This window comes from Variovorax sp. GW822-FHT04E09 (assembly GCF_058800845.1).
The window spans coordinates 756,017-773,023 of record NZ_JBXAMR010000001.1; the positions used below are offsets into that span (position 1 = coordinate 756,017).

The following is a 17,007-nucleotide window of genomic DNA, read 5'->3' on the forward strand; positions in this document are numbered from 1 at the left end:
TCGTTTCCTGACTGACTGTCCGGCGGGCGGTGGCACCGTGCCATCGCCCGCTCGCGACAACCGTATCCCATGCTGAATTACTTCCTCAAACGACTGTTGGGCCTGATCCCCACGCTGCTCATCGTGGCAGTGCTGGTGTTCCTGTTCGTCCACATGCTCCCCGGCGACCCGGCGCGCCTTGCTGCCGGCCAGGATGCCGACGAGCAGACCGTGGCCATGGTCCGCTCGGAGCTCGGGCTGGACAAGCCGCTGCCCCAGCAGTTCGTGAGCTTCTTCACCCACATGGTGCAAGGCGACTTCGGCACCTCGATCCGCACGCGGCGGCCGGTGTCGACGGAGATTGCCGAGCGCTTCTTCCCGACGGTGATGCTGACCATCACCAGCATGGTGTGGGCGGTGATCTTCGGCATGGGGATCGGCATCGTGTCGGCGGTGTACCGCAACAAATGGCCCGACCGCATCGGCATGACGCTGGCGGTGTCGGGCATCTCATTCCCCGCATTTGCACTGGGCATGCTGCTCATGCAGATCTTCTCGGTGCAACTGGGCTGGCTCCCCACGGTGGGCGCCGCGACCTGGCAGCACTACATCCTGCCCTCGATCACGCTGGGCGCGGCCGTCGCGGCCGTGATGGCACGCTTCACGCGCGCTTCCTTCGTCGAAGTGATCCAGGAAGACTTCGTGCGCACCGCGCGCGCCAAGGGCGTGCACGAAACCAGCGTGGTGTTCAAGCACACGCTGCGCAACGCGCTGATTCCGGTGGTCACGATGATGGGCCTGCAGTTCGGCTTCCTGCTGGGCGGCTCCATCCTCGTGGAGGCGGTGTTCAACTGGCCCGGCCTGGGCCGCCTGCTGGTCGATGCCGTGCAGATGCGCGACTACCCCGTCATCCAGACACTGGTGCTGCTGTTCTCGCTCGAATTCATCCTGATCAACCTCGTGGTCGATGTGCTGTACGGCTACATCAACCCGACCATCCGCTACAAGTGAGCACGCAGCCATGACGCAAGCTACCGGCGTGTCTGCCGAATCCATCGTTCCACTGTCCCCCGTCGCCGTTGCGCTGACCGCCGGCAAGGTCCGCACGCCCTGGGGCGAATGCTGGCGCCGCTTCAAGAAACAGCCCGTGGGCATCGTCGCAGCGGTGTTCGTGCTGCTGCTGGTGGTGATCGCGGTGTTCGCACCGTGGATCGTGCCCTTCGACCCCGAGAACTTCTTCGACTACGACATGCTGAACAGCGGGCCCTCGGCCACGCACTGGTTCGGCGTCGATCCGCTGGGCCGCGACATCTTCAGCCGCATCCTGGCGGGCACACGCATCTCGCTGGCGGCCGGCTTCCTGTCGGTGCTGGTGGGCGGCATCATCGGCACGGCCTTCGGCCTGCTGGCGGGCTACTACGAAGGCTGGTGGGACCGCATCGTGATGCGCATCTCGGACGTGCTGTTCGCCTTCCCCGGCATTTTGCTGGCGCTGGGCGTGGTGGCCATCCTGGGCAGCAGCATGACCAACGTGGTGGTGGCAGTGTCGGTGTTCAGCGTGCCGGCCTTTGCGCGCCTGGTGCGCGGCAACACGCTGGTGCTCAAGCAGCAGACCTACATCGAGGCCGAGCGCAGCATCGGCGCGTCCGACTGGACCATCATCGTGCGGCACATCCTGCCGGGCACGATCTCGTCGATCGTCGTGTACTTCTCGATGCGCGTGGGCACCTCGATCATCACGGCAGCCAGCCTGTCGTTCCTGGGCATGGGCGCGCAGCCGCCGACGCCCGAATGGGGCGCGATGCTCAACGAAGCCCGCGCCGACATGGTGACCTCGCCGCACGTGGCGCTGTTCCCCAGCCTGGCCATCTTCTTCACCGTGCTGGCCTTCAACCTGCTGGGCGATGCGCTGCGCGACGCGCTCGATCCGAAGATCGACCGCCAGTAAGACCGTTCTTCTTTTTCTCTTCATGGCCTCGACGACCTCCCTGCCCTTCATCGGCACCCTGCCTGCGGGCACGCGCGACGCCATCACCGACGTCGCGGGCGTCACGGTCGGCCACCGCACGCTGGCCGACGGCCCGGTGCAGACCGGCGTGACCGTGATCCGCCCGCACGCCGGCGACCCGTTCCGCGACAAGGTGCCGGCCGCGGCCGTGGTGCTCAATGGCTTCGGCAAGAGCGTGGGGCTGGTGCAGCTGACCGAGCTCGGCGTGCTGGAAACGCCGATCGCGCTGACCAACACCTTCTCGGTCGGCACCGTGGCCACGGCGCAGATCCGCCACTGCGCGGCGGCCAACCCCGAGACCGGCCGCGCGCTGCCCACGGTGAACCCGCTGGTCTTCGAGTGCAACGACGGTTTTCTCAACGACATCCAGCGGCTGGCCGTGACCGAGGCCGACTACCTGCAGGCGCTCGACGCCGCCGGGGCCGATTTCGAGCAGGGCTCGGTCGGCGCGGGACGCGGCATGTCGAGCTTCCAGCTCAAGGGCGGCATCGGCAGCGCGTCGCGCCGCGTGGCGATGGCCGACGGCACGACCCACACGGTGGGCACGCTGGTGCTCGCGAACTACGGACGCCAGCCGCAGCTGGTGCTGGCCGGGCACGCGGTGGGCGAGCGGCTCGCGGCACTGCAGGCAGCGAAGGAAGCAGCGGAGCCCGAGAAGGGCTCGATCATCATCGTCGTCGCCACCGACGCACCGCTCGACGCGCGCCAGCTGCGCCGCCTGGCACTGCGCGCGGGCGCGGGGCTGGCCCGCACCGGCTCGGTCTACGGCCACGGCAGCGGCGACCTGGTGCTGGCCTTCTCGACCGCCTACACCATCCCCGATCGCGCCGACCGGCCCATGCCGGCCGTGGCGATGCTGCACGACACACGGCTCGACGGGCTGTTCCAGGCCGCGGCCGACAGCACCGAGCAGGCCATACTTCATGCGCTGTGGCGCGCCACGCCGGTCACGGGCCGCGACGGCAACCACCGCGCGGCGCTCGGCGAATTGCTGCCGGCGTCTTCCCTTTCACCTCTCGTCTGAACACACGTCCATGAAAGTCCTGATCTCCACCGACATCGAAGGCGTTGCAGGCGTCTATCACCACGAGCAGGCGCGCCAGGGCAACCCCGAGTACGAACGTGCCCGCGTGCTGATGGCGCAGGAGGCCAACGCCGCGATTGCCGGCGCCTTCGACGCCGGTGCCACCGAGGTGCTGGTGAACGACTCGCACGGCGGCTTTCGCAACATGCCGCCCGATGTGCTCGATGCACGCGCCCGTGTCGTGCAAGGCAAGCCGCGCTACCTGAGCATGGTGGCCGGCGTGGAAGAAGGCGTGGACGCGCTGTGCATGGTGGGCTACCACTCGCGCGCGCAGGGCCGCGGCATCCTGGCGCACACGATCAACGGCTTTGCCTTCGCGGGCATCCGGCTGGGCGACCAGGAACTCGGCGAAGCCGGAATCTACGGCGCGCTGGCCGGCGAATACGGCGTGCCGGTCGTGATGGCCAGCGGCGACGACGTGTTCATCTCCGAGAACCGGGCACTCTTCCCGCATGCCAGCTTCGTGCAGACCAAGAAGGCGACCGGCTTCAACAGCGGCGTGTCGCTGTCGCCGGAGCAGTCGCGCCAGGCGATCCGCGCCGGCGTGATCGAAGGGCTGGCCGCGCGCGCCCATGCACGCCCGCTGGTCTTCCAGGGCCCGCAGGTGGTCACGCTGCGCACCCAGTCGCCGATGATGGCCGACCTGTTCTGCCAGTGGCCGAGCTTCGAGCGCGTCGACGGCGTGACGCTGCGCTTCAGCGCCGACTCGGTGGAGTCGGCCGTGCGCATGCTGAACTGCTGCTCGGCGATGTCGTCGATGCTGCGCTGAAGCTGCGCGCCCTCAAGGCACTTCAAGGCAGCGCGAGACTGAAGCGCACGTGACCGTCCTGCCCGGCGCTGTCTAGCCGGGCGTGCCCCCGATGCAACTCGGCGATCTGGTGCACGAGATAAAGGCCCAGCCCGGCGCCCGGTGAGCGCGCCGCCTGGCGGCCACGGAAGTATTTCTCGAACAGCCGCGGCACCTCGTCGTGCGGAATCGCGTCGCCGGGGTTGCTCACGCGGATGTTCAGCCCACCCGCTTCCGCCGGCACCACGTCCAGCACGATGGTCCGGCCCGCCGGCGTGTGGCGGTCGGCGTTGGCCAGCAGGTTGCGCAGCGCCACGCGCAGCAGTCCGGGGTCGCACACCAGCTGCGGCGGCAATTGCCCTTCGTGCCACACGACGCGGCCGTCTGGCCAGTCGGCCACCAGGTCCTCGAACAGCTCCAGCAGCTCGTCGCGCTCGCAGGGGCGCGGCTGGAACGGCGTCTGGCCGGCCTCCATGCGATCAGAAGTCAGGTACTCGTCGACCAGCGCGGTCATGCGCTGTGCGGCGGCGCGCAGGTTCTGGCAGCGCGCCAGCGTCTTCTCGCGCGCGGCGTCGAGGTTCTTCGCGATCTGCTGCGCCGTGGTGTGGATGATGGCCAGCGGCGTGCGGAACTCGTGCGACACCATCGCGACGAAATCCACCTGCGACTGCTTGGCGCGGCGCTCGGTCTCCAGTGCCGCGCGCAGGTCGACCTCGAGGCGCTGGCGCTGCTCGATCTCGCCGCGCAGGTCGGCCGTGCGCCGACGCACTTCCGCTTCCAGCCGGTCGTTCTGGCGGCCGACCACGTGCACGAGGCGCGCCTGCGCAGCCTCTTTCTCCCGGCGCAGCTGGTCGTAGCGGCGGTTCAACCGCATGCTCATGAGCAGCAGGTGCAGCAGCGTGCCGATGGCCGTCGCGTTGTCGGTCCAGGCACCGGCCGGCAGCCAGCCCTGGTTGCGCAGGAAGCTCACCACCACGCCCACGTAGTAGATGCCGAAGATGATGAGGAAGGCCCGCGCCTGGCCCTGGTCGCGCGGCAGCAGCCACAGCGCCGCGCCGATCAGGCACACGATGCACAGCATCGCCGTCCCCTGCACCGCCTGCATGGCCACGCCGTTGGCACCGGCCAGCACCAGCACCGCCCCCACGGCGCTCAGCAGGCCCACCGCGTTCATCGCCACGCGGGTGAAGCGCGGCCACTGCAGGTCGGCGCCCAGCTGCATGACGGCAAACCGGATGCCGATGCCCACGCCGGCGCAGATCGACAGGCTCAGCAGCATGTCGGACAGCCGCGCGGGCATCGCGAACAACTGCTGCGGCAACCCGGCCGACAGGAACTCGACCAGCAGCGCGTTCGAGACATAGACCAGGTACCAGGCGCTCACGCGCTCGCGCGTCATCTGCCAGAACAGGGCGTGGAAGGCGATGAGCATCAGGCCGAAACCGAAGCCCAGGCCGTAGAAGAGGTACTCGCGCCGCGCGGTGCCCGCGTAGACCTCGGGCGCGGCGAAGCCGATGGTGGTCGACATGGCGTTGCGCGACTGCAGGCGCAGCAGCAGCGGCGTGGGCGCGGTGCTCTCCAGGGTCAGCGGCAGCTGCACGTTGCGCGCGTCGATGGGCCAGTTCTCGCGGCCGATGTCTTCGCCCGACTGCACCGCCAGGTGCCAGCGGCCGGCGTCGTCCCGGCGGTACAGCCGCACGTCATCGAGCAGCGCGTTCCTGAACTGCGCCAGCCACCGTTGCTGCGGCACGTCGGCGGGGCGCTGCACCTCGAGCCTGATCCACACCGCATCGCGCGTGAAGCCCGCGTTCACGGCGCCGGGCAAGGCCTTCCAGCCCGGGGCGGCGGCGGCCTCGTCGGCGCTCAGCTGGCCTTCGGGGTCGCGCAGCATGGACAACTGGCCGTGGCTGTCGACGCTCGCCAGCGGGTTCAGCCGCAACACACCGGCGGTGGCCGCAGTCGAAAAGAGAAGGCCCCACACGACGAGGCAACCGCACAACCACAGGCACCGAGCAAGGCGTTTCATGGGCGCGGATTATCGAGGCCGCACCTAGAATCTGCGCGCCCTTCGCCCCGCTTAGAAACGCTCAGATTCCCCCGGTCGCCAGCCCCTACCCTGTTCCCATGCGTGATGTGATCCTGCTGGAAGATGAAGCCGTGCTGCGCGAGGAGTTGAGCGAGTTCCTGACCGGCAGCGGCTACCGGGTTGATGCCGAGGCGTCGCTCGAAGGTTTCCACCGCACCTACGACCCCGCCCGCCACGGCATCGCGCTGGTCGACCTCGGGCTGCCCGACGGCGACGGCCTGTCGCTGATCCGCGAGCTGCGCGAACGCGGCGAGCGCCTGGGCATCGTCGTGCTGACGGCGCGCGGCGGCGCCCGCGACCGAGTGACGGGGCTGGACATCGGCGCCGACTACTACCTGTCGAAGACGACCGACCTCGATGAACTGGCGGCCACGCTGGCGGCGCTGTCGCGGCGCCTGGGCGATTCGCCCGCCGCGCTGCCGGTCGACGCCTGGGTGCTGGAGCTCGGCCCGCGCCGGCTGTCGCCGCCGGGCTTTGCGCCCATTGCGCTGTCGGAGCAGGACCTCACGGTGCTGCACGAGCTGATGCGCAGCGCCGGCGAGATCGCCAGCCGCCAGCAGATCGTGCAAGCCCTGGGCGAGCACTACCTGAGCTACGACCAGCGCCGTCTCGACACGCAGATTCGCCGCCTGCGGCGCAAGGTCAGCGAGGCCACGGGGCTGGTGCTGCCGATCAACACGGCGCGCAACGCCGGCTACCGCTTCCACGCCAAGACGCTCATCCGGCGCTAGCCCGGCGCTGTCCGGGCGCCGCTGCGGCGCTCAGAAACGCTCAGTTTCATTTCGATACCCGCCGCTAATCTGCGGCACAGGCAGCGACTTGAGGCACGGATGAAGGCATGAGCGATCTAGCCAGGACAACTTCTTATGTGGTCCCCTACGTGGTCCACGTCAAAGGCCAGAACTTCACCTTGAAGGACGTCATGGTGGCCGCGGACATCTATCGGCTGCGGATCGAGGAGCAGATCGGCGATCCGCTGCGGGTGGTGAAGTGCTTCCAGGCCTGGTCGAAGGAGCGCCACCACGGCATCGAGCACCTGAACCGGACCGAAGCCCGGCTGGCCCGGGAATGGCTCAATGCGCAGCACCAGGCCGACAAGGCCGCCCGGCAGCTGCTGAGCTCGCCGCAGACCCTCGGCTTCGACTTCAAGCTGCGGTAGGCGCCCTGCGCGGGTGCCCCCGGGTTCCTAGAATCCAGCGTCCGGCGACACCGCGCCGGCCTTCGCGCCTTATCCGGAATAAGCAACCAACCGCCTCGCAACCCGCATGGATGCTGGTGAATAAGCTTATCCGCATAAGACGCGAACCAAAAAATAGTTTGCTTCCATAAGGCGGGCTTTCAGAATCACGGCTTCTTGCTGGGGCGCCCCGTTGTACGTGCGGCACCGCACTTCTTCAAGACACACACGCACGATGTACCAATACACAGAATTCGACCGCCAGTTCGTTCACCAACGCGCTGCCCAGTTCCGAGACCAGCTCGAACGCTGGCAAAAGGGCCGCCTGCACGAGGACGAGTTCCGCCCCCTGCGCCTGCAAAACGGCTGGTACGTGCAGCGCTACGCGCCGATGCTGCGCGTGGCCGTGCCGTACGGCGAGCTGTCGAGCAAGCAGCTGCGCGTACTGGCCCGCATCGCCCGCGAATACGACGAGCCCGAAGCCGAGGTCTATCGCAAGGCCATCGAGACCCAGGGCCTGCTCGGCAGCCACAAGCTGCCCACCCACTACGCCCACTTCACGACGCGCCAGAACGTCCAGTACAACTGGATTCCGCTGGCCAAGTCGGCCGACGTGATGGACCTGCTGGCTTCGGTCGACATGCACGGCATCCAGACCAGCGGCAACTGCATCCGCAACATCACGAGCGACGAGCGCGCCGGCATCGCCGTCGACGAGATCGCCGATCCGCGCCCCTTCGCGGAAATCATGCGCCAGTGGAGCACGCTGCACCCCGAGTTCGCCTTCCTGCCGCGCAAGTTCAAGATCGCCATCACCGGCGCCACCGAAGACCGCGCCGCCACCGGCTGGCACGACGTGGGCCTGCACGTGGTGAAGAACGACGCGGGCGACATCGGTTTCCGCGTGCAGGTGGGCGGCGGCATGGGCCGCACGCCCATCATCGGCACCGTGCTGCGCGAGTTCCTGCCGTGGCAGCAGATCATGAATTACCTCGAAGCGGTGATCCGGGTCTACAACCGTTATGGCCGCCGCGACAACATCTACAAGGCGCGCATCAAGATCCTGGTGAAGGCCGAAGGCCAGCGCTACATCGACGACGTCGAGGCCGAGTACAAGCAGATCCTCGAACACGACGGCGCACCGCACACCATCACGCAGGAAGAGTACGACCGCGTGGCCGCCTCCTTCGTGCCGCCGACGCTGGCCACCCGCGTGCTGCAAAGCGCCGAGAAGACCGACGCCGAACTGCGCGCCCACGCCGCCGACGACGTCATGTTCGCGCGCTGGCTCGCCCGCAACGTCGACGCCCACAAGAACCCCGCGCTGCGCGCCGTGACGCTGTCGTTCAAGCGCCTGAAGCAGGCGCCCGGCGACGCCTCGGGCGACCAGCTCGACACCATCGCCGAGCTGGCCGACCGCTTCTCGGCCGGCGAAGCCCGCGTGACGCACGACCAGAACGTGGTGCTGCCCTGGGTGCACGCCGAAGACCTGCACGCGTTGTGGCTCGCCGCCCGCGCCGCCGGTTTCGCCAGCGCCAACGTGCAGCTGCTGACCGACATGATCGCCTGCCCCGGCGGCGACTTCTGCGCGCTGGCCAACGCCCGCTCCATTCCCATCGCCGAAGCCATCACCGAGCGCTACCAGGACCTCGACGAGCTCGACGACCTGGGCGAGATCGACCTGCACATCAGCGGCTGCATCAACTCGTGCGGCCACCACCACAGCGGCCACATCGGCATCCTGGGCGTCGACAAGGACGGCAAGGAGTGGTACCAGGTCACCCTCGGCGGCTCCGACGGCTCCGCGCTCAGCGGCGCGCCGCAGGCCGGCAAGGTGGTCGGCCCCTCGTTCTCGGCGGCCGAAGTGCCGGGCGTGATCGAGGCCGTGCTCACCACGTACCGCGACACCCGCGCCAACGGCGAGACCTTCATCGACACCCTGCGCCGCGTGGGCCACGACCCGTTCAAGGCCGCAGCCAACGGTGCGCGATTCAAGGTGGAGGAAGCAGCATGAAGAAGACTCTGAACATCCTTTCGGCCGAAGAACACATCGACGACGGCGACCCGAAGGTCCTGCAACTGGCCAACGATGCCGACCCGCTCGCCATCGAGGTGTGCCTGGCCGACATCGAGCGCATCGATCTGAACTTTCCGAAGTTCACCGACGGCCGCGCCTACAGCCAGGCCTTCCTGCTGCGCCGCCGCCTCGGCTTCACGGGCGACATCCGCGCCACGGGCGACGTGCTGATCGACCAGCTGGTGCAGATGGAACGCACCGGTTTCTCCAGCGCCGTGCTCAAGGAAGGCGTGGACGCCTCCGACGCACAGCGCCAGTTCGACCGCTTCGCCACGTTCTACCAGGGCGATGCGGTGAAGACCGCGCCGCACTTCGTCGCCGGCGCCTGAGCAGACAAGAGAGCCCCATGAGCATCGCCACCGACATCGACTTTGCACGCATCAACACCGAACTCGGCCGCAACGCCGAGGGCCTGGTGGACTGGGCCGTCGGCCTGGGCCAGCCCGCGATCATCACCACCAACTTCCGCCCCTTCGAGGCCGTGATCCTGCACATGGTCACGCGCGCCAAGCGGGACGTGCCGGTGGTCTGGATGGACAACGGCTACAACACCGAGGCCACCTACCGTTTTGCCGACGAGGTGACGAAGCTCCTGGGCCTGGACCTGCACATCTACTTGCCGCGCCGCTCGCGCGCGCACCGCGAAGCGGTCGAAGGCGCCACGCCGGCGCTGGACGATCCGCGCCACGCCGCCTTCACCGAAGAAGTGAAGCTGGAGCCCTTTGCCCGCGCCCTGCGCGAGACCGCGCCCAAGGTCTGGTTCACCGCGCTGCGGGCCACCGACACGGCCGTGCGCGCGCAGATGGACCCGGTCAGCGTGAACCCGGACGGCCTGATCAAGGTCGCGCCGCTGCTGCACTGGTCGTCCAAGGACCTGTACGAATACTGCGAAGCCAACGGCCTGCCCAACAACTTCGACTACGTGGACCCGACCAAGGGCGAGGACAACCGCGAATGCGGCTTGCACCTGTCGCACTGAACGATCGCTCTCCGCCTCCAGGACCCATCCGATGAACGCCCGTACCGAAGCCGACCTGCTGCAGCCGCCCATGCATTCACCCGCGAACCTGTCCAACACGCACCTCGACGCGCTGGAAGAAGAAACCATTTTCATCCTGCGCGAAGTGGCTGCCGCCTTCGAGCGCCCCACCCTGCTGTTCTCGGGCGGCAAGGACTCGCTGGTGCTGCTCAAGTGCGCTGAAAAAGCCTTCGGCGTCGGCCGCATTCCCTACCCGCTGCTGATGATCGACACCGGCCACAACTTCCCCGAAGTGACGGCCTACCGCGACCAGCGCGCACAGGAGCTGGGCGCCGAACTCATCGTGCGCAGCGTCGAAGACTCGATGAAGCGCGGCACCGTGCGCCTGGCCCACCCCGGCGAGTCGCGCAACGCGCACCAGTCGGTGACGCTGCTCGAGGCGATCGAAGAATTCCGCTTCGATGCGCTGATCGGCGGCGCCCGCCGCGACGAGGAAAAGGCCCGCGCCAAGGAGCGCATCTTTTCGCACCGCGACAGCTTCGGCCAGTGGCAGCCCAAGGACCAGCGCCCCGAGCTGTGGACGCTGTTCAACACGCGCCTGGCCCCCGGCGAGCACTTCCGCGTGTTCCCGATCTCCAACTGGACCGAGCTCGACGTGTGGCAATACATCGAGCGCGAGAACGTCGGCCTGCCGTCGATCTACTACACGCACAAGCGTGAAGTGGTCGAGCGCCGCGGCCTGCTGGTGCCCGTGACCGAACTCACGCCGCCGCGCGACGGCGAGACCGTCCAGGTGCGCGACGTGCGCTTTCGCACCGTGGGCGACATCACGACCACCTGCCCGGTCGAGAGCCTGGCCGCAGGCGCGGGCGACGTGGTGCTGGAGACGCTGTCGGTCGACGTCAGCGAGCGCGGCGCCACGCGCATGGACGACATGACGTCCGAAGCTTCGATGGAAAAACGCAAGAAAGACGGTTACTTCTGATGAGCGCAACGATCGCAACCCCCGCCACGTCCGACGTCCACGGCGACACCGGCACCGCCCTGCGCTTCATCACCTGCGGCTCGGTCGATGACGGCAAGAGCACGCTCATCGGCCGCCTGCTGGTCGACAGCAAGACAGTGCTGCAGGACCAGCTGGCCGGCGTGCAGCGCGGCGGCGAGACCGACCTGGCCCTGCTGACCGACGGCCTCTCGGCCGAGCGCGAGCAAGGCATCACGATCGACGTGGCCTACCGCTACTTCTCGACCGCCAAGCGCAAGTTCATCATCGGCGACGCGCCGGGCCACGAGCAGTACACGCGCAACATGGTCACGGCCGTCTCGGCCGCCGACGCGGCCGTCGTGCTGGTCGATGCCACCAAGCTGGCCTGGGCCGCCGAGGTCGAAGACGGCACCGTGGTCAAGCGCGAGCTGCTGCCGCAGACGCGCCGCCACACGCTGCTCGCCAACCTGCTGCGCGTGCAGTCGATCGTGTTCGCCGTCAACAAGCTCGACGCCATCGACGACGCCGCGCTCGCCTTCGAACGCATCTCGACCGCGCTGAACGCCTTTGCCGAAGCGGCCGGCGTGAAGGTCGCTGCCATCGTGCCGATCTCGGCCCTCAAGGGCTGGAACGTGGCCACGCGCCATGCCGACTGGGTCGGCTACGAAGGCCCGAGCCTGCTCGAGCTGCTCGAAGACCTGCCCGTGACCGCGCAGGACGAAGCCGTGCCCTTCGCCTTCCCGGTGCAGTGGGTCGAGAAGTTCTCGGCCTCGGCCGACACCTCGCAAGGCCGCCGCGTGTTCTGGGGCCGCGTCGCCTCGGGCCACGTGGAGCCCGGCCAGCGCGTGACCGTACTGCCCAGCAACCAGACCGCCACCGTGGCCCAGGTGCTGAGCCACACGCGCCAGCCGAAGACCGTGCATGCGGGCCACAGCGCCGGCATCGTGCTCGACCGCGAGCTCGACGTGTCGCGCGGCGACTGGCTGCTGGCACCCGAGGCCTTCGAGCCCGTGCGCGAGATCACCGCCACCGTGGCCTGGCTCGACGACGAGCCGCTGGTTGCGGGCCGCGTGTACTGGGCGCTGCAGGGCCACCGCTGGGTCAAGGCCAAGGTGGCGCGCATCGTCGATCGCGTGAACATCACCACCCTCGAATCCGAGCCGGCGACCCAGCTGGAAGCCAATTCCATCGGCGATGTGGTGCTCGCGCTGCAGCAGCCGCTGGCCGTGCTGCCCTTCGCCCAATCGCGTGCGCTGGGGTCACTCGTGCTGGTCGATACGGCCTCTCATCGCACCTCCGCAGCCGTGCTCGTGCAGCCGCCCGCCGCAAAGGCCTAAAATCTAGGGTTTTCCAGCCCCTTCTCCTGACGCTAAAAGACAAATGACCCACGTCGTCTCCGAAGCCTGCATCCGTTGCAAATACACCGACTGCGTGGACGTTTGCCCCGTCGACTGTTTCCGCGAAGGTCCCAACATGCTGGTGATCGACCCGGATGAATGCATCGACTGCGCCGTCTGCATCCCTGAATGCCCGGTCAATGCGATCTACGCCGAAGAAGACCTGCCGGCCGACCAGATCGCCTTCATCAAGCTGAACGCCGAGCTGGCCCTGGCCGACGGCTGGAAGAGCATCACCAAGCGCAAGCCCGCCCTGCCCGAAGCCGAGGAGTGGAAGGACAAGACGGGCAAGATCTCGGAGCTCGTGCGCTGAGCCAGGCGCCCGCACCGATCGAGACCGACGCGCTGATCATCGGCGCCGGTCCGGTCGGCCTGTTCCAGGCCTTCCAGTTGGGCCTGCTCGAGATTTCCTGCCACATCGTCGATGCGCTGCCCGCCGCGGGCGGCCAGTGCGTGGCGCTGTACGGCCACAAGCCGATCTACGACATTCCCGGCACCCCGGTCACCAGCGGGCGCGATCTGGCGCAGTCGCTGCTGCAGCAGGTGGCGCCGTTCAAGCCGCAATTCCACTTCGGCGAGCAGGTTTCTACCCTGGCCCGCCAGGGCGACGACCGCCTGCTGCTGACCACCTCGGCCGGCACGGCCTTCCTCGCGAAGACCGTGTTCATCGCGGCGGGTGTCGGCGCCTTCGTGCCCAAGCGCATCGCGGTCGACGGCATCGGGCAGTTCGAAGGCTCGACGCTGTTCTATCACCCCGATTCGCTCGACCGCTTCGCCGGCCAGACGGTCGTGGTCAACGGTGGCGACGACATCGCGCTGGAAGCCGCCATCGCCCTCACGGCCCTGGCCAAGCAGGTGACGCTGGTCCACCGTCGCGACGGCTTCCAGGCCGACGAGGCGAACGTGGCCGCCATGCGCGCCCTCGTGGCCGACGGCAAGCTGGCCTTCCGGGTCGGCCAGCCGAGTGCCTTCGATGGCCGGCAGCTGCAGATCACCACGCCCGACGCCACCACGGTCGAGCTTCCGCTCGATGCGCTGGTCGCCTGCCTGGGCATTTCGCCGCGCCTGGGCCCCATCGCCGACTGGGGCCTCGAGCTGGAGCGCAAGCAGGTGCCGGTCGACACCGAGAAGTACGAAACCCGCGAGCCCGGTGTGTTCGCGGTGGGCGACATCAACACCTACCCGGGCAAGAAGAAGCTCATCGTCTGCGGCTTCCACGAGGCCACGCTGGCGGCCTGGGGCGCTGCCGCGCGGGTGTTCCCCGGCAAGGCGATCCCGCTGCAGTACACGACCACCAGCACGCGCCTGCACGAGCTGCTGGGCGTGGCGGGCGCTACCCCGCGCTGAGCAGCAGCGGCCGGTAGGCCTCGATGAAGCTGCCCACGGCGGCGACGTAGCGGTCGATATCCTGCGCCGACAACGGCAGCGAGAGCACGACGAATCCACGCGGCGAGGTGTAGATCCCCTCTTTCAGCAGGTGGAAGAACAGCAGCTGCCGCAAGCGCCCGTCCACCGCCGCCAGGTCGGCCACGCGCCGCACCTCGCCCCGCAGGAAATGCGCATTCATGAGTGAGCCCACGCCGGTGAACTGCATCGCGACACCCTCGTGTTCGCACAGCGCATTGAGCCGTGACCGCATCGCCTCGCCGCGCTCGGCCAATGCTGCTGCCGCCTCGGGCGTGAACAGCTGCGTGAGGCCCGCGTAGCCGGCCGCCATCGTCATCACGTTGTTGTTGAAGGTGCCTAAATGCGCGAGTGCCCCGGTGCGCGGGTCAAACTGTGCCATCACGTCAGAGCGCCCACCGAAGGCGCCGAAGGACATGCCGCCACCGATGTACTTGCCCAGCGTCGTGAGGTCGGAGCGAATGCCCAGCCCGTTCGCCAGCCCGTGCGGCCCCAGCCGCGACGTCATCACCTCGTCGAAGACCAGCAGCGCGCCGACCCGCGTGGCCCCGTCGCGCAACGTCTGAAGGAAGTCGCGCCGCCCCGGAATGCAGCCGCTCGCGCCCTGCATCGGTTCGACCAGGATGGCGGCGATGTCCGCACCGTGTTCGTCGATCTGCACGCGCGCCGTGTCCGCATCGTTGTACGGCAGCACGAGGAAGTCGAAGGGCACGGTCGTCGGCGACGGCTGGTCGCCGAAACCGAGCACGCCGCCGTGGTAACCGCCCGAGAACACGACGATCTTGCGCCGTCCCGTGAAGCGCAACGCGGCCGTGAGCGCCATCAGGTTCGCCTCGGTGCCCGAATTGGTGAAGCGCAGCTGCTCGACCTGCGGAAAGCGCTCGCAGATCGTCTGCGCGAGCCGGCCTTCGAGCAGGTTGTGGCCCGTGAGGTTGATGCCGCCCTGCATCGCCTCGATGACCGCCTCGCGGATCTCGGGGGCCGAGTGGCCGTAGACACCGGCCGTGTACTCGGCGATGAAGTCGGTATAGCGATGGCCGTCCGCGTCCCAGAGCGACGCGCCCTCGCCCTTCGCGATGGTCAGCGGGAACGGCGCGTAGAACAGCACCGAGCGGCTGTTGGCGCCGGGCATGTAGCGCGTCTGCGCCTCGAAGCGGCGCAGGCTTTCGGGGTTGCCGTCGGTGAAGCGTTGATGGGCCTGGGCCAGGGCCTGGTCGATGGCGGTCGTCATGGAAGACATCCTTTGGGAGTGGAACGTGCCGGGAGCGCCCGGCCCGTTTAATTGATCAATGCTCAATTAATAATATTTATACAATCAATTCACCCGCTGCACAATGGCCGCATCCATGAAGAAAAAAGCCCCCGAGCCTCGCCCCCGGACGGCCGGCCGCCCTGCCGGCGGTGCGGCGCTGTCGAAGCAGCGCATCGCCGAAGCCGCGCTGGCCCACATCGACGCCTTCGGCCTCGGCGCCTTCAGCATGCGAGAGATCGCGGCGCAGCTCGGCGTGTACCCGGCCACGGTGCACTGGCATGTCAGCACGCGCGAGGCCCTGCTCGCCGAAGTCGCCGCCACGGTCATGGCGCAGGTCACGCCGCCCAAGGGCACGCTCGCCTGGCAGGACTGGATCGCCGAGTTGTTCCACCGCTGCCGCGCGGCGGTGCGGCAGCACCCGAACGTGGCGCAACTGCTCGGGGCGCAGCTGGTGTCCAACGGCAGCCTGCCGACCGAACTGGTCGAAGGCGTGCTGGCGGCGCTGACCGAGGCCGGCTTCGACGGTGAACCGCTGCGCGAGGCCTACAACTGCGTGATCGCCGCGATGCTGGGCTTCCTGACGATGGAGTTCTCACCCCTGCCCGCCGACAACACGCAGGCCTGGGCCGAAGAGCTGCGCGAGCGCGTCCACACGATCCGCCCGCTCGACCATCCGGTGCTCACGCGCCACCTGCCGCAGCTGGCGAACCAGGCCTTCATCCTGCGCTGGGACAACGGCACCACCGTGCCGCTCGACAGCAGTTTCGAGCGGCACATCCAGATCACGATCGACGGGTTGGAAGCGTTCGCGCGCAGGCTCAAGCCGGCGCAGTGAGCGCGATGCGCAGCAGCGCGTCTTTCAGCCACAGCACGCCCGCATCCGAGTTCGAGCGGCGGTTCCAGCAGACGACCGAGCGGTAGCCCGGCAGCTCGAAGGGCAGCGGGTGCACCGCGAGCCGGTCGCGAAAGCGCTCGGCCACACGCAGCGGCAGCACGGCCACATGGTCGGTCTGCGCCAGCAGGTCGACGATCTGGCCGAAGCTGGTCATCGCCACGCGCATGCTGCGCGTGCGCCCCTGCCGCGCCAGCACCTGGTCGATGAGGTCGTCGAGCGCCGAGCTGCCGTAGCCCAGGAACACGTGCGGTGCTTCGCAGAAGGCATCGAGCGTGGCCGCCTCGCCGAGCGTCGGATGGCCGCGCCGCACCGCGACCACATAGCGGTCCTCGTACAGCAGCGCCGATTCGCAATCGCTCGGCGGCTGCAGGCGCGGCAGCACGGCCACGTCGAAGTCGCCCTTGCGCAGGCGCTCGGTGAGCGTGAGGAAGGAGCTGGTCTCCCAGTGCAGGCGGATGCGCGAGCCGCAGGCCGCGAGTTCGTTGGCGAGCGTGGGCAACAGCAGGTGGCTGGCGTAGTCGCTGCCCGAGATGCGAAAGATGCGCTGCGACGCCGCCGGCTCGAAGCCCTCGCCGGGCTCCAGCATCGCGGACAGATCGGCCAGCACGCGCTCGACCTGGCCGGCCAGCGCATGGGCGCGCGCGGTGGGCTCCACGCCGTGGGCCGTGCGCGTGAACAGCGGATCGCCGAAGGTGTCGCGCAGCCGATTGAGCGAAGCGCTCACCGCCGGCTGGCTCAGGAAGAGCCGGGTCGCCGCGCGCGACACGCTGCGTTCGCGCATCAGGGCATCGAAGGTCCGCAGCATGCCGACGTCGAGGCTGCGGATATCACGTTGGGCCATATCTCATATTCAAAGCTTCGAATTGCCCGCGGGGCAGGCTGTCCGTATCGTCCAGC

17 protein-coding genes are annotated in these 17,007 nt (G+C 68.3%); 14 read left to right on the top strand and 3 right to left on the bottom strand.

Going from position 1 to position 17,007, the window contains the following annotated elements; all coding sequences use genetic code 11:
- Window positions 1-69: 69 nt before the first annotated feature.
- From gsiC to AC1RL8_RS03650, 4 genes are read left to right on the top strand one after another with little or no spacing between them, the layout of a single operon-like run.
- Complete coding sequence (gene gsiC / locus AC1RL8_RS03635) at window positions 70-990, top strand: glutathione ABC transporter permease GsiC (protein WP_095950158.1); 921 nt, start codon at window positions 70-72, stop codon at window positions 988-990.
- A 10-nt stretch (window positions 991-1,000) separates the two neighbouring features.
- Entirely contained in the window at window positions 1,001-1,927 is a 927-nt protein-coding gene (gsiD, locus tag AC1RL8_RS03640) for a glutathione ABC transporter permease GsiD (protein ID WP_062472514.1), read from the top strand.
- Window positions 1,928-1,949: 22 nt separating this feature from the next.
- Window positions 1,950-3,011, top strand: a complete 1,062-nt coding sequence (locus AC1RL8_RS03645) for a DmpA family aminopeptidase (RefSeq protein WP_492683921.1) — start codon at window positions 1,950-1,952, stop codon at window positions 3,009-3,011.
- 10 nt (window positions 3,012-3,021) lie between these two features.
- Window positions 3,022-3,840, top strand: a complete 819-nt coding sequence (locus AC1RL8_RS03650) for a M55 family metallopeptidase (protein WP_159271646.1) — start codon at window positions 3,022-3,024, stop codon at window positions 3,838-3,840.
- A gap of 22 nt (window positions 3,841-3,862) precedes the next feature.
- Here the strand turns inward: AC1RL8_RS03650 and AC1RL8_RS03655 are convergent, their stop codons facing one another.
- Entirely contained in the window at window positions 3,863-5,884 is a 2,022-nt protein-coding gene (locus tag AC1RL8_RS03655) for a sensor histidine kinase (RefSeq protein WP_492683922.1), read from the bottom strand.
- Between the two features lie 98 nt (window positions 5,885-5,982).
- Between AC1RL8_RS03655 and AC1RL8_RS03660 the strand changes: the two genes are divergently transcribed.
- The 9 genes from AC1RL8_RS03660 (at window position 5,983) to AC1RL8_RS03700 (ending at window position 13,906) form a co-directional block, all read left to right on the top strand.
- Entirely contained in the window at window positions 5,983-6,675 is a 693-nt protein-coding gene (locus tag AC1RL8_RS03660) for a response regulator transcription factor (protein WP_492683923.1), read from the top strand.
- A 107-nt stretch (window positions 6,676-6,782) separates the two neighbouring features.
- Window positions 6,783-7,103 carry a hypothetical protein gene (locus tag AC1RL8_RS03665; protein ID WP_139705889.1) on the top strand — a complete coding sequence of 107 codons (321 nt, stop codon included), beginning with the start codon at window positions 6,783-6,785 and terminating at the stop codon, window positions 7,101-7,103.
- 253 nt (window positions 7,104-7,356) lie between these two features.
- Window positions 7,357-9,135 (top strand): nitrite/sulfite reductase, encoded by a 1,779-nt coding sequence (locus tag AC1RL8_RS03670; protein ID WP_159276726.1) that lies wholly within the window; start codon window positions 7,357-7,359, stop codon window positions 9,133-9,135.
- Window positions 9,132-9,527 carry a DUF934 domain-containing protein gene (locus AC1RL8_RS03675; protein WP_062472499.1) on the top strand — a complete coding sequence of 132 codons (396 nt, stop codon included), beginning with the start codon at window positions 9,132-9,134 and terminating at the stop codon, window positions 9,525-9,527. Before AC1RL8_RS03670 ends, AC1RL8_RS03675 begins: the two co-directional genes overlap by 4 nt.
- Before the next feature lie 17 nt (window positions 9,528-9,544).
- A complete protein-coding gene (locus AC1RL8_RS03680; protein ID WP_139706772.1) occupies window positions 9,545-10,177 on the top strand; it encodes a phosphoadenosine phosphosulfate reductase domain-containing protein in 633 nt (210 codons plus the stop codon).
- 31 nt (window positions 10,178-10,208) lie between these two features.
- Complete coding sequence (cysD, locus tag AC1RL8_RS03685; RefSeq protein WP_307588654.1) at window positions 10,209-11,162, top strand: sulfate adenylyltransferase subunit CysD; 954 nt, start codon at window positions 10,209-10,211, stop codon at window positions 11,160-11,162.
- Window positions 11,162-12,499 carry a sulfate adenylyltransferase subunit 1 gene (locus AC1RL8_RS03690; protein ID WP_492683924.1) on the top strand — a complete coding sequence of 446 codons (1,338 nt, stop codon included), beginning with the start codon at window positions 11,162-11,164 and terminating at the stop codon, window positions 12,497-12,499. The genes cysD and AC1RL8_RS03690 overlap by 1 nt, the downstream gene beginning before the upstream one ends.
- Before the next feature lie 43 nt (window positions 12,500-12,542).
- The gene (gene fdxA / locus AC1RL8_RS03695) at window positions 12,543-12,872 is read left to right on the top strand and encodes a ferredoxin FdxA (RefSeq protein WP_062472491.1); all 330 of its coding nucleotides are present in this window, start codon (window positions 12,543-12,545) and stop codon (window positions 12,870-12,872) included.
- Window positions 12,830-13,906 carry an NAD(P)/FAD-dependent oxidoreductase gene (locus tag AC1RL8_RS03700; RefSeq protein ID WP_492683925.1) on the top strand — a complete coding sequence of 359 codons (1,077 nt, stop codon included), beginning with the start codon at window positions 12,830-12,832 and terminating at the stop codon, window positions 13,904-13,906. Before fdxA ends, AC1RL8_RS03700 begins: the two co-directional genes overlap by 43 nt.
- On the opposite strand, the gene AC1RL8_RS03705 is transcribed toward AC1RL8_RS03700, so the two are convergent.
- The gene (locus AC1RL8_RS03705) at window positions 13,893-15,194 is read right to left on the bottom strand and encodes an aspartate aminotransferase family protein (RefSeq protein WP_492683926.1); all 1,302 of its coding nucleotides are present in this window, start codon (window positions 15,192-15,194) and stop codon (window positions 13,893-13,895) included. The genes AC1RL8_RS03700 and AC1RL8_RS03705 overlap by 14 nt on opposite strands.
- A 115-nt stretch (window positions 15,195-15,309) precedes the next feature.
- Here AC1RL8_RS03705 and AC1RL8_RS03710 point away from each other — a divergent pair, with 115 nt between their 5' ends.
- Window positions 15,310-16,050 carry a TetR/AcrR family transcriptional regulator gene (locus AC1RL8_RS03710; protein ID WP_492683927.1) on the top strand — a complete coding sequence of 247 codons (741 nt, stop codon included), beginning with the start codon at window positions 15,310-15,312 and terminating at the stop codon, window positions 16,048-16,050.
- Here AC1RL8_RS03710 and AC1RL8_RS03715 read toward each other — a convergent pair.
- Window positions 16,034-16,951 carry a LysR family transcriptional regulator gene (locus AC1RL8_RS03715; RefSeq protein ID WP_062472484.1) on the bottom strand — a complete coding sequence of 306 codons (918 nt, stop codon included), beginning with the start codon at window positions 16,949-16,951 and terminating at the stop codon, window positions 16,034-16,036. The genes AC1RL8_RS03710 and AC1RL8_RS03715 overlap by 17 nt on opposite strands.
- Window positions 16,952-17,007 lie beyond the last annotated feature (56 nt).